The following is a 14049-nucleotide window of genomic DNA, read 5'->3' on the forward strand; positions in this document are numbered from 1 at the left end:
TGATAGGGAATGCAGCAAAAAATTATAAAATTTTGTATAATCTTATGCCAAAAAAAAGAGTATGTATGGAACGTAGAAGTCGTTTATGGATAACTATAATCACAACTTTACATTAAAATGAGAATTTAGCTGGAGATGAAGAAATGACATCAGGTGACAGAATAGTATGCTTTTTCCCTTCGTTTTACGCTTTTATTTTCACAGCATAGCAATATTGCATTCCCGACATTTCAGGCATTTCCAGAAATTCGAGTCTGCCCTGAGCGATCAACTGTTGAATCCGGTATTCCAAAAAAGTATCGCTTCTTAGCTGTGGCCATTGTGTTAAAGCCTCACCTATTATTTTTCCCGCGTGTACATATTGCCGATTATCCTCTACCCGCAGTTGACCGATCAAATCCAGCAAAGCCTGATCAAAGTAATCTTCTGGCACATGATCGATATGGTCATTTTCCCATAATCTCAGCACACTTTCCTGTTCACTAAGCTCCAGCCAATCTTGTTCATGTCGATGTCGATCTTCCATGCTTAAAGCATGAATTTTATCTTTATTTTGCGTTATAAACCGTGCAATTTCTTTCGAATACACCACGTTCATGGATAGAGGAAACTTACTTTCCATGTATAGAGGATCACTCGGCTCCCGTTCCATGGAATCTGTTACATTTACGACCCCGATAGGAGCAGTTCTATTCCGCAAAAGGTATAATGCAAAACGTAATCCGATCTGCTCGTGAGCATTAGAGCCGCACCAGATCGTGATCGACTTATCACCAGAAATTGCAGTAAGAGTAGCCGTCATCTGTTCAATGCGGTGCTCCCAATTTGCGTAATGGAAAAATTCATAATCCACGATCCGTTCAGCCAACCAGTTGTGACGGTTCTCTTGTCCTTCTGGTGCTTCCAGCTTCCATAACGGCCCTATGGAAAATAGGTCATTAAAAGACAGTACTTCACTCTCATAACGCAATCCTGCTCCCGAAAGGCCTACTTTCATCGAGCCAGCAGCGGACTGAGAGAACAGCAGGTGTACATTGTTAGATGACAAGTCAACTGCCTCCTTTCACTGTGTTCAATAATATCTTGTCTTTCGACCAGAAATATCTTTAGAATAGGCGTATAGCTATCACATCTTGCTCTACAATAACAATACCACAGGATGGTTACTCGACTGGAGGAAAAGAAATGACATCGGAGTGGCAGAGACTACAGACCAAACTGCCGGAATGGGTGGAACAAAGCCGTCATCAGTATATTCATGGCAAGGTGGCAGCGTATATTCCCGAATTGTCCAAAGCCCCGGCCGACGCGCTGGGTGTTGTTGTGATGAACGGAATCGGCGAGACCGTGGTAGCCGGAGATACCGAAATAAGCTTTACGATGCAAAGCATCTCGAAGGTATTCACGCTTATTTTGGCCTTGATGGATAATGGTGAAGATGTTGTCTTCTCCAAGGTCGGTATGGAGCCTACCGGAGACCGTTTTAATTCCATGCTGAAGCTGGAGCTGGTCGAGCCGGGCATCCCGTTTAACCCGCTTATTAATGCCGGAGCCATCGCCGTGTCCTCTTTGATTCGCGGAAACAGTCCTGAAGAGAAGTTTGCCCGTGTCCTGCAATTTTTCCGTCTGCTTACCCGTAATGACAAGCTGGAATATGACCAGGATGTCTACGATTCGGAATCTGCTACAGGCCATTTGAACCGTTCCCTTGCCTATTTCTTGATGGAAAAGGGAATTCTGCGCGGACATGTTGAGGATGTGCTGGAGGTTTACTTTAGGCATTGCGCTGTAAAATTGAATTGTACGGATTTGGCACGCATGGGACTCGTATTAGCCTACAATGGACGTGATCCGGTCACGGGTGTACCGCTGCTTCCCCGCCGCTATGTACAGATCGCCAAAACCTTTATGACCACATGCGGCATGTATGACGCATCCGGAGAATTCGCTATTCAGGTCGGACTGCCCGCCAAAAGTGGCGTATCTGGCAGCATTATGACGATGGTGCCCGGACGATATGGCATTGGACTGGTCGGACCTTCTCTGAACCGCATGGGTAACAGTACAGCGGGTGTACACTTGCTGGAGACCATGTCGCGGGATTTGGATTGGAGCTTGTTTTAGTTCACGAATAAGAGGGTATTCCCAGCCTATGTGGCTTACGGGAATACCCTCTTCCTTTACTTTCCTGATATGTTAAACGGTTTGGCCGTCGGTAACCAGTTTGATATGAATGCGGAACGGATCAGCTACGTATTTGGCACCATCGCGTTCCTCCACTCCATATCCTGCCGCAGTCAAACGGACGACAACGGCCTCCAGTTCCTTTTGATTCGGCACAATCAGTTCAAAATAATCCAGGCCTGCAGCATGCTTGGGAGCTGGGAGCGCCCCTTCCCCTGCCCATATATTCAAGCCCATATGGTGGTGGTAACCACCTGCGGATACGAACAAAGCAGACGAGCTATAGCGACATGTAATATCAAAACCGAGCACATCGCAATAAAATTGCTGCGCCTTGAGCAAATTAGACACATGAAAGTGAACATGCCCAATTACCGTTCCTTCGGGCAACCCTTGCCAAGGTAAATTCTCGGAAATAGCGACCAAGCCTTCTGCATCCACAGGATCTGTTCCCATAATGTAATATCCGTTAGCATCTTTCTTCCACTGATCACGAGGACGATCCGCATAGATCTCTATCCCGTTATTATCTGGATCATGGATATACAGAGCCTCACTTACATCATGGTCCCCTTGTCCGATTTCAATCTCATGAGCAAGCAGATTACGCAGTGACAGGCCCAGAGCCACGCGGTTCGGTACAAGAATAGCAAAGTGATACAATCCGGCTGCGGATTGGCGTGGAAGAATAACTGCATTTTCAATAAACTTAAGGGTCAGCAGCGGATGCTTTCCGTCGACTGTCAATTCAGCAGTATCCGCCGTTTGACGCAGCAGTTGAAAACCAACGACCTCGGTATAAAATTGAATAGAGCGCTCCAAGTTACTAACCTTTAATGAAACCTGCCCGATTCTGGTGTTGTCATGAATATGTGCTGTCATGAGATTTCCCTCTTTCTACATGGATTGGAGGACTACGCTAATGATAAATTACTGTTCTGATGAGGTACGACGGCTAAACAAAGAATCCAGTGACAAACGAGTCGTTGGTGCAAATACCAAATGCAGAGCTACCAGAATAAAGGAAATATCCAGCTCATAACCTGCTCCCTGCCCATTACCCATCAAACCACCGGACAATTTTGCTGTGAAAATCGCTCCGATCAATACAATAACAAAAAGTCCAGAGACATAACGAGTAAACAACCCAAGAATTAAAGCAATTCCTCCGACTAACTCAATTACTGCAACGACATAACCTAAAAATCCTGGGACACCAATACTGGAAAACCAGCCAGCTACATTGCCCAGCCCCATTTGAAATTTAGCAATTCCGTGCGCCAAAAACAAGATACCCAAAGCCACCCTCATTATTGTTGAAATGTTTCTGCTTGCTGAACTCATATTTATCTCTCCATTCTGAATATTTTTTTGCACTCGTATGAGCACATAATAATAATTATTTTATATTACTAATAATTTGGGTAAAAAAATAAAATGATCTTGCTCTAAGTTGTAACTTATATAAGTACGAGTCAAGCTCAAATTATTAGTAATAGGAATAATTATTTTGTAATGTGAATTTATCATAAGAAACTATAGTCTGTCAACAAAATATTTGGTATAATAAATAATAAATTAGTATACATTATATTTCCTTGAAGGAGGAACACTCCATGGGTATAGGATGCAACATACGCGCCGCGCGTAAACGTAAAAATTTATCCATCCAGCAAATATGCGAACGAACCGGATTATCTCAAGGCTTTATGAGTCAAGTAGAAAACAATAAAACCTCCCCTTCCATTGCTACACTGGACAGCATTGCTAATGCACTTAAGGTACCCCTCGCTTTTCTGCTGCTCAAAGAAGAGGAACGAATGCAAGTGATTCGGAAGGACGAGCGCCGCAAAACGGTTTATGGCAAAAATAAGCTTCAAGTGAACCATTTGGGGGGGCAGGGTAACGTCAAAATGATGCTGGTGGACATGCCGCCAGGCTCATCCACGGAAGAAGAGCATGCTCATGCGGGCGATGAGATTCATTTTGTTATGGAAGGCACGGTATATGTGGAGCAAGGCGAGGATTCGGCTACCCTCGAAGCAGGAGATTCCTTTAGCTGGAGAGCAGCCATTCCGCATTATGCCAAAAACATTGGAGAAAACAACGCCCGTATTTTGATTTCTGTATTTCTCGAAGCAGAGAATGACGCTTAAATTTCATCAAAAAAAGCGCGTACCGGGAAGTCGTTTTTTCACTTCCACGGTACGCACTTATTATATTCCAATTCTATCTCTTCTTGGCTGCATCAATGTCTCCAGGATTCAAACCTTGCCAGATATTCGGAATATTAACGGTCTCGGGATGCTCGAATACGAGGAACGCTGTCGGTAAATACCGCTCGCCGTATTCAGAAGAAGGTTTATTCACAATGGCATGATCCTTGACGAGCACAGTCGATGATCCACCATCCAGATTAGCACCGATAACCGCTCCGTGTTTAAGTAAAATGTTTTGCATATCATACAAATTGGCACCGATGCTGTAACCCGGCTGACGGCCGTCGATGGTCACAAAAATAATCGCGCCGTCTGCTCTTTGCCCCATTGCCGTACGGGGAGCAATTCCCCATCCTTCACTTGCATTGCGAATGAGACCTTTACCGTTCACGATCAGGCGTGGCTGAAAGGTAACTGCTTCTTGCACGTTCATTTTGGCTAGCTCGGACAGCGAGTAATGCCCGGCCACCATTTTGCCTTGCTTATCAATCCCTACGATTTGGGCAGAAGCGTTTTTTCCCATATCGTTGTAGTATAGCTGGCCCTGTGAAATAACAACGCCGATCGGCTTAAAGCCATTCCCATTCCAGTTAGGATCGGCAAAGCCGCCACCATTTACGCCTGCAACGGCTCCCAAGCGCTCTACCATACTGGATACTCTTTCTCCCTTGCCTATATTGGCAGGAATCCCGAGTCTGATTTTAGTCGGGTCAGGCACCGTCATTACATAGCCGTGATAATTGCGGCCAGATACCTCTTCAACTTCAACCAGTGGCGTTTGCTGCACCTTGGTCGGTGTCAGATCAGGCAGCTTGATCGTATGTCTGTCCTTCTCCTCGCCCATCTGCTCGAAACGGGCCGAATATTCGGCCACTCGCTTCTGCGCCTCCGCCTCACCAATAAAATATTTTGCCCAGTGACGATGTTGTGTAGTGATCAGCGTATCCGCAGCCAAGTAGCGCATGTCCTTGCCAGATGGTGTTAAAAACAGCCACGCGCTGCCCCCGATTCCAGCGAGCAGTAGTACAATAAAAAGCCGCCCCATAAAGCGACCAAATTTTCCTTTTCGTTTCTTTTTTTTGTTTTTCTGCCTGCGAGCTGTTGCACGCTGTGGCAAGACTTCCGGTTTCATTCGCCATCTCTCCTGTATGCTGACTTCTGCCTTGAATATAACCGTTCTCTCAATGAGCTGATATGGTTTGTTTTTCAGGACAGCCATTGCTGCTGATTCTTATCCTCAGAGGGTAACATATCGGCAGCGACATCTAACGACAATATCATAAACTAATTTTGTAGAATGATAGTGTCAATTTTTTAACAGATTCATCATACCGAAAAAGAACACAATAAAACAGCCCTCCACATCAATGTGAAGGACTATTTGGAAAATTACGTTAGAAATCACGTTGGTTCGCAACCTGTTTCGTTGCCATTGCAATCCCTTTTACGGTGCTGCCTCTGGTTCAAGCAGCATAAACAGTTCTTTCATTTGTTGTCGCTTGAGCTTCGGACTGAGCACATACAGGGTATCTCCCGGCTTAATTACAGTTGTGCCTCTCGGAGCTATAATTTGCTCTTCTCGAATAATAGCGGTGAACAAAATGTCATCGGGAAGCTGCATGTCCTGAATTGCTTTGCCCACAATGGACATCCCTTCCTGCACTTGAATGTGATTGATCTCCGATGTGGTTTTCCCTAGAGATACCAATTCCAAGAGCGAAGGTGATGACGTTTCGTTAGGGTCCATTAAGCCGAGTTTCACCGCCAGCCACGAAATGGTCGTACCTTGTATAATGGCGGAGGTAAGCACGACGAAGAATACGACATTAAAAAACATCGGCCCCACATCCATTTCATCCAGCAGTGGATAGGTAGCCAGTACAATCGGTACCGCTCCCCTTAGCCCTGCCCAGGATAACAGCGTCTTTTCGCGTATAGAGTATCGAGAGAAAAGCAGACTCAGGAACACGCCAATTGGACGGGCTACGAGCATCAGAATAAAGGAAAGCGCCAAACTTTGCCACGCAATACCGAGCAACTGATCGGGAAAAACCAGCAGTCCCAGCAGGACGAACATCATGATTTGCACCATCCAGGCGAAGCCGTTGTTAAAATGAATAATTGACCGCTTGTAGGTCAGGTCCGAATTACCCAGCACGATGGCCATGACATATACTGCCAGCAAGCCGCTTGCCTCCAGTAAGGATGCCGCCGCATACGTTAAGACCGCAAATGCCAGCGCCATGACGGGATACAGACCGGATGAATCAAAATTCATTTTATTAATGGCATATACAGCTATGCGTCCGAGCACAAAACCAACGACCAGACCAAAACCCATTTCCCACAAAAATAGTAGAATATGTACCCAAATGGATTGCTCAGGGTGATGTATCAGCTCAATCAATGTTACCGTGAGGAATACGGCCATCGGATCATTACTGCCGGACTCCGCTTCCAGCGTGGATGTAATTCGTTTTTTGATGTTTTTACCACCTAAAACAGAAAACACCGCTGCCGCATCCGTCGATCCGACAATAGCGCCGAACAGCATGGATTCCATCCAGCTCACGCCTAAAATAAACTTGGCGCAAACGCCAATGACCACCGTCGTAATAATGACGCCAAGCGTAGATAATGACATCGCAGGTCGAATGACTGGCTTAACATCTGCAAACTTCGTTTGCATCCCGCCTTCAAACAAAATAACGATGAGCGCGAGAATCCCCACCAATTGCGTAATAAACGCATTGTCAAAATAAATAAACTGACTGAGCACCATGCCGACGGCAATAAACAATACGAGCGCAGGCATGCCGAAACGACTGGAAAATTTGGTAGTCAGTACGCCGACCAGCAGCAAGCCGGACAGCAAAAGCACAATAAAATTAATAATAGTTGTCTGTTCCATACGACGGCTTCTCCTATCTTGAAAATAGATGTTCATTTTTTCGCCTTTTATCTATATACCCTCAAATCACACAGATTACTAATCTTAGATAAAAAAATATATATAAAATCAAAAAATCCAGTTCATGAGCTGTGCTAATCGGCACTCCATGAGCTGGATTTTTTGATTTTATAGGGCTTGAACTGCGAAATTCTCCTTTATGCTTTAGGCTGAATCATATTCGCCGGTACGACATATTGGTCGAACTGCTCTTCGGTCAACAATCCACTACGCAGAGCTGCTTCTTTGAGAGACAGTCCTTCGGCATGCGCGAGTTTGGCGATTTTAGCCGCATTTTCATATCCGATATACGGATTTAATGCTGTCACCAGCATCAGCGAATTGTTCAAATTGTGTTCAATTTTAGTGAGATCCGGCTCAATACCAATCGCGCAGTTGTCATTAAAGGCAACAATTGAATCGGCTAGCAGATTCACGGATTGCAGGAAATTATAAATAATGACTGGCTTAAACACGTTCAGCTCAAAATTCCCCTGACTCGCAGCAAAGCCGATAGCGGCATCATTACCCATGACCTGCGTTACAACCATCGTAAGTGCCTCGCTCTGGGTCGGATTGACCTTGCCCGGCATGATTGAGCTGCCTGGCTCGTTGGCAGGAATTGTAATTTCGCCCAAGCCGCTACGCGGACCGCTTGCCAGCCAGCGAACATCATTGGCGATTTTCATTAAATCAGCAGCGAGTGCTTTAACTGCTCCGTGTACGGCAACCACTTCATCATGGCTGGTCAGCGCATGGAATTTGTTTGGTGCAGACGTAAACATTTTGCCAGTGAAGGTGGAAATTTCCGCAGAGGTTCGGTCACCGAACTCCGGATGAGCGTTAATACCCGTGCCCACGGCTGTACCGCCTATCGCCAGCTCCTTCATATATTGCACCGTGTCGATGATAATTCGCTTGCTTTTGTCCAGCATGGCATACCAGCCGCTGATTTCCTGACCCAGTGTAAGCGGCGTGGCATCCTGCAAATGAGTACGACCGATTTTAATAATATCCTTAAATTGCTCTGACTTCTGCCGGAAGGTTTCTTTCAGCTTATCAATAGCAGGCAGCAAGTGATCCTCCACTGCAATGACACCTGCTACATGAAGCGCCGTCGGAAATGTATCATTCGAGCTTTGCGACATGTTCACATCGTCATTGGGATGCAGCGTTGCATCCTGTCCCTGCTCTTGCAGCCATTGGCTTCCAAGATGAGCAATCACTTCGTTCACATTCATATTGGATTGCGTACCGCTTCCTGTCTGCCATACGACCAATGGGAAATGGTCATCGACCCGACCAGCAAGAATTTCGTCCGCCGCATAAATAATAGCGTCCTGCTTCTGCTGTGACAGCTTGCCCAACTTATAATTGCTGATCGCTGCACTCTTCTTGAGCACTGCGAACGCCTGAATAACCTCTAACGGCATTTTCTCCGAGCCAATCGGAAAATTTTCCTTGCTGCGCTGTGTTTGCGCTCCCCACAGACGGTCTGCCGGTACTTTGATTTCACCCAACGTATCTTTTTCGATGCGGTAGTTCAATTCATTTCCTCCTCTTGGCCTATGTAATTCAGACAAAATATGGTGACTTCCTTGCCTATTATACATTAAATTTCAAAGGTTATCATATATATTGCAAGCGCTTTTTTACGATTAGGCCGGAGGAGGAATGTATCGTCAGCGACATACCGGGGAGGTCGGTTCAGCTAATGGTGATGTTGCCTTTAGCTCGAACTTCTTTTCTGCCCAGCAGCTTATTCAGCGCGTCGATGTAAGCTCTGGCACTGGCTTCCAGAATATCTGTACTTGTGCCTCTTCCACGGGCGGTGTATTCTCCTTGTCTCAGAACAGCATGCACTTCTCCGAGCGCATCCTTACCGTACGTTACAGATTGGATCGAATAATCCTCCAATTCCACTTCTTCATCACTGGCCTTGTCTATAGCATGAAAAATCGCGTCTACGGAGCCGTTGCCCATCGCCACTTCATCAATAGCTGTTCCATCCTGTTTAATCAGTCGAATGGATGCTACCGGAATCGACTGATTGCCATAGGATACCTGGATGGCATCCAGCGTGTAAATCTGTGGGGAGGCACTGCAACTCTCATCCATCAGGACGAGCAAATCTTCATCCAGCACCTGTTTTTTCTTGTCCGTCAAGGCTTTGAATTTACGGAACGCCTCCTGAAGCTGCTCCTCTGTCAAAGCATCAAACCCCATATCCGCCAGCTTTTCCTTGAACGCATGCCGCCCCGAGTGCTTGCCGAGTACAAGCTTACTCGTCTTCAAGCCGATGCGCTCCGGGGACACGATTTCATATGTCGTACGCTCCTTAAGCATCCCGTCCTGGTGAATACCGGACTCGTGAGCAAAAGCATTCGCTCCAACAATGGCCTTGTTTCCTGGTACGGACATCCCCGTGCGTTTGCTCACCAGGCGACTGGTGGCATACAATTCCTCCAGAATGAGATCCGTTTTTGCATCATAAAGCTCGGTTCTGGTATCAAGGGCCAGCGCGACCTCCTCCACTGGTGTATTTCCGGCACGTTCCCCGATGCCATTGATTGTGCCTTCAAATTGATCTACACCATTACGGATGGCCGCCAATGTGTTAGCTGTTGCCATGCCGAGATCATCATGACAGTGGGTGCTGAGCTGTATTTTTTCGATGCCCGGCACCTGGGCTTTTACGATTCTGAACATTTCGCCGAACTGATCCGGCGAAGCATACCCAACGGTGTCCGGCAGATTGACGACCGTTGCTCCAGCACGGATCGCCATATCCACGACCTCGCAAATAAAGTCCAGTTCAGTACGACTGGCATCCTCCGCCGAAAATTCCACCTTATCAAAATACTTTCGTCCATAACGAATGGCTGCGGCTGCGGTCTCCAGTACCTTCGTCTTATCCATTCGCAGCTTGTGCTGGCGGTGAATGGGTGAGGTAGCCAAAAACAGATGAAGACAGGCGTCCTCCGCTCCCCGCAGTGCCTCTCTGACCGCATCTATATCCTGCTCTTTCGAACGTGCAAAACCAACCAAGGTTGAGTTGGTAACCTGTTTGGCAATCTCCTGCATGCTGAATATCTCACCTGGCGAGGTAGCCGGAAAACCGGTTTCTATCCGATCTACGCCCAATTTTTGCAGTTGAAGGGCGATTTCCACCTTTTCTGTACTGGTCAGACTAACTCCTGGTGATTGTTCTCCATCTCTTAACGTTGTGTCCAACACCCATATTTTGCGCATTCAGAACCCACCTTTGGTTTTTTTTAGGAGATGTTCGATATAAAAGATTTACAATTCAATTTATTCATCCGATCATCTGATGTTTAAGATTAAAAAAATTATGAATTTCCCATATGCTTTTGCAGTTCCAGCTTGGTGCCATCCAAATGCTGAATACTGTACAGCTCGGCAGCCTTGGCATCCTGATCGCGGATCGCTTCATATATTTTCTCATGCTGAAGTGTAAAAGGATTTTGCATCGCCGGATCGGTTACGAGATTTTTCAGCGCCTTCCGAATCGCCTCTACAAAGCTGCGATACACATCTGTAAGCACTTTATTACGTGTAGCCCCGGCAACAGCCAAGTGAAAAGTGATATCCGCATCCAGATACCCGTTCAAATCTCCAGCGGCCAATGTCACGGCACGACGGTCCAGCGCCTCGCGCATCAAGCGTAAATCTTCATCCTTACGTCGTAAAGCAGCCAGTCTGGCAATTTCCAGCTCTAACACACTCCGCACCTCGTAGACTTCAATTATTTCAGCGCGACTCAGTCGGTAATCAAGAGGCTCCTGGGAAGTCGTCGGTTGGCATACAAAAGTTCCGTGTCCTTGTTTTTTCTCTAATAGACCGGCATGTACGAGAACGCTGACCGCTTCACGCACCGTGGAACGTCCTACTCCAAAAAGCTTCATCAGCTCAGGCTCTGTCGGAATTTTTGTACCCACATCCCATTCACCAGTAGCTATTTTTCGTTGCAACTGTTCAGCCACTTCATCAGCGATTTGCTTGCGTTTGACAGCTTGAAAAGGCATCATTTCCTGATTCATCTGATCATCTCCTGTTTTGTATCATACTATGACTACTTGCCATCCTGCAACCTGTTTTTCATGTTCCTTTCCTCACTAAACTGACTTCTGCCTGTAATATTTGTCTTCTCCACCTCTCCCATCAACAAAATAAAGCCCGCACCGTTGGACACGATACAGGCTTATTCCGATAAAATATAGGCTAGGATTTCGAACGTGCAGGTGTGACACAATATAAACGGCTGGTTGCTTCAAAAATATGGCCTGGAGCAAGTGCAATCAATCCGATCTCCTCCGCAGGCAAGTCCGGACGATTCGGTGCATTGATCATGTTCATTTGCGGCTCAGGACAGATGAATTCCTTGTTCGCTTTGTTATTCCAGATCATCCAATGCTTATAGGCCGTGCCTACATCGTATACGAGAGTAGCGCCTGTCTTACTGTGTGTCAGTTCCATATAGTTGCGTCCATTTTGCGGAGCTACCGTGTAATGATTGTCCATCGATGCAAAATAGGGACTCACTCCCGTTGTCTTCAGCAGTTCCTCTTCCGGTGACAATGGCTGGAACTGTCCTGTGGCTAACAACCGCTCCGTCAACTCGCGACGCTCACCGATGGTAACCTTAATTTTGTAGTCTTCCGGCGAACTCTCCGGTACGAATGGAACCCGAATTGCCGTGTGAAAGGCATACAGGTTTGGAATCGGCTGATCACCCTCGTTGTGGATCACATAACGCTGATGCAGTCCAAATTCGTCCAAGCTGTATGTCAGCTTGATGGTAAAGGTGAACGGCAAATAGCGGAACATGGGATGTCCTTCCCTCACATGCTGATTCATTACCACATAGCTGCCCTGTTCTCCAGATCCGTAGTCCTCAACCTCCCACCGGACGGTGTGTAAAAAGCCGTGCAAATGGTTGTGGGTCGCCGTTTCATTGATCGGCAGTTCATATGTAACTCCATTCCACAGAAATTTGCCATCCTCATACCGATTCGGAGGAAACAGGAAAGGAATCCCATAGACTGACGGACTTTGTTTAAAAGCCTCTATGCTGTCAGCTTCCGGCTCGCGGAGAAATGAATATCCTGTCTCATTGTCACGAAAAGAAATCAGATTTGCGCCGTTTCCCGGCAGGGCTACCGCTTCATAACGCCCGAATTTAAGGCGAATCGCCGGTATTCCATAATAAAGGTCACCAATTGCAGCATGCTGATGTGTCATCAAAAATCCTCCTTGATGAATGACGATGTTTTAATGAAAGCGTTTAGCTTTTGGCTTGACTATACCATGCTGAGCAAAAAAATTCCATGCCAACACAAAAAAACGATGCCCCGTAAGGCATCGTCCTTTCCACGTCACTACACATAGCGCCCCTGCTTGGGTACAGCCATGTGCTCAAAATCCTCCGCCAGTCGTTCCAACTGGGTCTTCAGCTCATTACCCTGCATGTAGTGACCGTGTCCCGTAACAGCAATCTCTGGCTTCAAACCGGACAGCAGTTCCACTGACCGCTGCGCAGCCTGCCAATCTGTCGTAAAATATGCAGGCGGACCGTGTATTTCTTTTTCCTGTAAAATAACTGCCAGCGCCGATTCCTGCTTTACTGTAATAAAAGCATCTCCAGTTACTAGCAACCGTCTGCGTTCATGAAAAAGCGATATGTGACCCGGCGTATGTCCAGGTGTATGCAGCCACTTCCACCCAGGCGCACCAGGCACACTGCCATCCTCAGGCAGACGGGTGATGCGATCATCCAGATCAATGGCATCATTGGGGTATAAAAAGGAAACGCTCGACAGCAGACCTCCACCCACGCTGGGATCAGGTTGTTGGTAATCCTTCATCCCCGTCAAGTAAGGAAGCTCCAGCGGGTGCGCATACACAGGGGTACCCCAATGCTGAACCAGTTCAATGACCGATCCCACATGGTCAAAATGCCCGTGAGTGAGCACAATAGCAACGGGAGGGCCAGCGAACCGTTCCTCAGCCAAGCGAATAATCGAGTCTGTAAACCCCGCCATCCCCGTATCCACCAGTACCCAGGATCGACTTCCCGGCTCCCCGATAAAACACACATTTACAAACAGCGTCCGTAAGCTCAGAAGATCGGGAGCAGCCTCTTCATTTGCCGTCATTCCTTCGGTGAACAGATGATTTGCCAAACCGTCATCCTCCCCATTCACATGGAATTTGCTGTCATTATCGACCTATAGGCTTCCCCCTTGTCGGCAGATTATGCGGACACTGCTAAATATAATCCGCTTGTCACGAAAATAGACCATGTTTACATTACTCGGGTAATTTACTCCATGCCGCATCAAGCAAATAATCAAACAAATCATCATTCTCTTCAATCCATGCATCCATATGCAGCATCTCTTCCTCTACCCGTGGCTCCCCTGCAAAATGGAGACTGTAATCCCACTCCTTGCCCCTTTTGCTATGGAACGTAATTTCGTATACAGAAGTCTGTCCGTCTACTCCAAACACGACCTGACCCAAGTATGCACCATTCTCATCTCTAGTCATTTGTGCCTGCTGAATATGTACTTCCTGTACTTCCTGAGGTGCATTTTGATCCGTCATTCATCTATCCGCCCTTTCATTTTCGCCAAAATGTACCAAAATGGATTTGTGAACCTTTTCGTTACATTG

The 14049-nt window shown here is 46.7% G+C and carries 13 protein-coding genes; 2 read left to right on the forward strand and 11 right to left on the reverse strand.

Going from position 1 to position 14049, the window contains the following annotated elements:
- Window positions 1-184 precede the first annotated feature (184 nt).
- Window positions 185-1048: a DUF1835 domain-containing protein gene (locus tag E0698_RS07055; RefSeq protein WP_238353900.1), complete on the reverse strand. Its 864-nt coding sequence runs from the start codon at window positions 1046-1048 to the stop codon at window positions 185-187.
- A gap of 137 nt (window positions 1049-1185) precedes the next feature.
- Between E0698_RS07055 and glsA the strand changes: the two genes are divergently transcribed.
- A complete protein-coding gene (gene glsA / locus E0698_RS07060) occupies window positions 1186-2124 on the forward strand; it encodes a glutaminase A (protein ID WP_192511086.1) in 939 nt (312 codons plus the stop codon).
- A gap of 72 nt (window positions 2125-2196) precedes the next feature.
- Here glsA and E0698_RS07065 read toward each other — a convergent pair whose 3' ends face one another.
- Together E0698_RS07065 and E0698_RS07070 are read right to left on the reverse strand one after the other, a co-directional pair.
- Window positions 2197-3066: a VOC family protein gene (locus E0698_RS07065; RefSeq protein WP_192511087.1), complete on the reverse strand. Its 870-nt coding sequence runs from the start codon at window positions 3064-3066 to the stop codon at window positions 2197-2199.
- 48 nt (window positions 3067-3114) lie between these two features.
- Window positions 3115-3528, reverse strand: coding sequence for a DoxX family protein (locus E0698_RS07070; RefSeq protein WP_192511088.1), 414 nt, complete (start codon window positions 3526-3528; stop codon window positions 3115-3117).
- Between the two features lie 272 nt (window positions 3529-3800).
- Between E0698_RS07070 and E0698_RS07075 the strand changes: the two genes are divergently transcribed.
- Window positions 3801-4340 (forward strand): helix-turn-helix domain-containing protein, encoded by a 540-nt coding sequence (locus tag E0698_RS07075; RefSeq protein ID WP_192511089.1) that lies wholly within the window; start codon window positions 3801-3803, stop codon window positions 4338-4340.
- Window positions 4341-4413: 73 nt separating this feature from the next.
- Here the strand turns inward: E0698_RS07075 and E0698_RS07080 are convergent, their stop codons facing one another.
- From E0698_RS07080 to E0698_RS07115, 8 genes are all read right to left on the reverse strand, one after another.
- Window positions 4414-5535: a phosphodiester glycosidase family protein gene (locus E0698_RS07080; RefSeq protein WP_192511090.1), complete on the reverse strand. Its 1122-nt coding sequence runs from the start codon at window positions 5533-5535 to the stop codon at window positions 4414-4416.
- Between the two features lie 312 nt (window positions 5536-5847).
- A complete protein-coding gene (locus tag E0698_RS07085; protein ID WP_192511091.1) occupies window positions 5848-7314 on the reverse strand; it encodes a potassium/proton antiporter in 1467 nt (488 codons plus the stop codon).
- A gap of 197 nt (window positions 7315-7511) precedes the next feature.
- The gene (gene fumC / locus E0698_RS07090) at window positions 7512-8900 is read right to left on the reverse strand and encodes a class II fumarate hydratase (protein ID WP_192511092.1); all 1389 of its coding nucleotides are present in this window, start codon (window positions 8898-8900) and stop codon (window positions 7512-7514) included.
- 160 nt (window positions 8901-9060) lie between these two features.
- Window positions 9061-10605 carry a 2-isopropylmalate synthase gene (locus E0698_RS07095; RefSeq protein WP_192511093.1) on the reverse strand — a complete coding sequence of 515 codons (1545 nt, stop codon included), beginning with the start codon at window positions 10603-10605 and terminating at the stop codon, window positions 9061-9063.
- 98 nt (window positions 10606-10703) lie between these two features.
- Window positions 10704-11414, reverse strand: coding sequence for a FadR/GntR family transcriptional regulator (locus E0698_RS07100; RefSeq protein ID WP_134914676.1), 711 nt, complete (start codon window positions 11412-11414; stop codon window positions 10704-10706).
- Window positions 11415-11595: 181 nt separating this feature from the next.
- The gene (locus tag E0698_RS07105; protein ID WP_134914675.1) at window positions 11596-12615 is read right to left on the reverse strand and encodes an aldose 1-epimerase; all 1020 of its coding nucleotides are present in this window, start codon (window positions 12613-12615) and stop codon (window positions 11596-11598) included.
- A gap of 137 nt (window positions 12616-12752) precedes the next feature.
- Window positions 12753-13556, reverse strand: a complete 804-nt coding sequence (locus tag E0698_RS07110; protein WP_192511094.1) for an MBL fold metallo-hydrolase — start codon at window positions 13554-13556, stop codon at window positions 12753-12755.
- A 127-nt stretch (window positions 13557-13683) separates the two neighbouring features.
- Entirely contained in the window at window positions 13684-13980 is a 297-nt protein-coding gene (locus E0698_RS07115) for a hypothetical protein (protein WP_134914673.1), read from the reverse strand.
- Between the last annotated feature and the right edge of the window lie 69 nt (window positions 13981-14049).

It is taken from the genome of Paenibacillus sp. 23TSA30-6, assembly GCF_014858585.1.
GTDB lineage: Bacteria > Bacillota > Bacilli > Paenibacillales > Paenibacillaceae > Paenibacillus.

Bases quoted from the DNA above. Each gene is read 5' to 3' on its own strand.
- glsA (WP_192511086.1), top strand. From the start codon at position 1,186: ATGACATCGGAGTGGCAGAGACTACAGACCAAACTGCCGGAATGGGTG.
- E0698_RS07065 (WP_192511087.1), bottom strand. From the start codon at position 3,066: ATGACAGCACATATTCATGACAACACCAGAATCGGGCAGGTTTCATTA.
- E0698_RS07070 (WP_192511088.1), bottom strand. From the start codon at position 3,528: ATGAGTTCAGCAAGCAGAAACATTTCAACAATAATGAGGGTGGCTTTG.
- E0698_RS07075 (WP_192511089.1), top strand. From the start codon at position 3,801: ATGGGTATAGGATGCAACATACGCGCCGCGCGTAAACGTAAAAATTTA.
- E0698_RS07080 (WP_192511090.1), bottom strand. From the start codon at position 5,535: ATGAAACCGGAAGTCTTGCCACAGCGTGCAACAGCTCGCAGGCAGAAA.
- E0698_RS07085 (WP_192511091.1), bottom strand. From the start codon at position 7,314: ATGGAACAGACAACTATTATTAATTTTATTGTGCTTTTGCTGTCCGGC.
- E0698_RS07095 (WP_192511093.1), bottom strand. From the start codon at position 10,605: ATGCGCAAAATATGGGTGTTGGACACAACGTTAAGAGATGGAGAACAA.
- E0698_RS07100 (WP_134914676.1), bottom strand. From the start codon at position 11,414: ATGAATCAGGAAATGATGCCTTTTCAAGCTGTCAAACGCAAGCAAATC.
- E0698_RS07105 (WP_134914675.1), bottom strand. From the start codon at position 12,615: ATGACACATCAGCATGCTGCAATTGGTGACCTTTATTATGGAATACCG.
- E0698_RS07115 (WP_134914673.1), bottom strand. From the start codon at position 13,980: ATGACGGATCAAAATGCACCTCAGGAAGTACAGGAAGTACATATTCAG.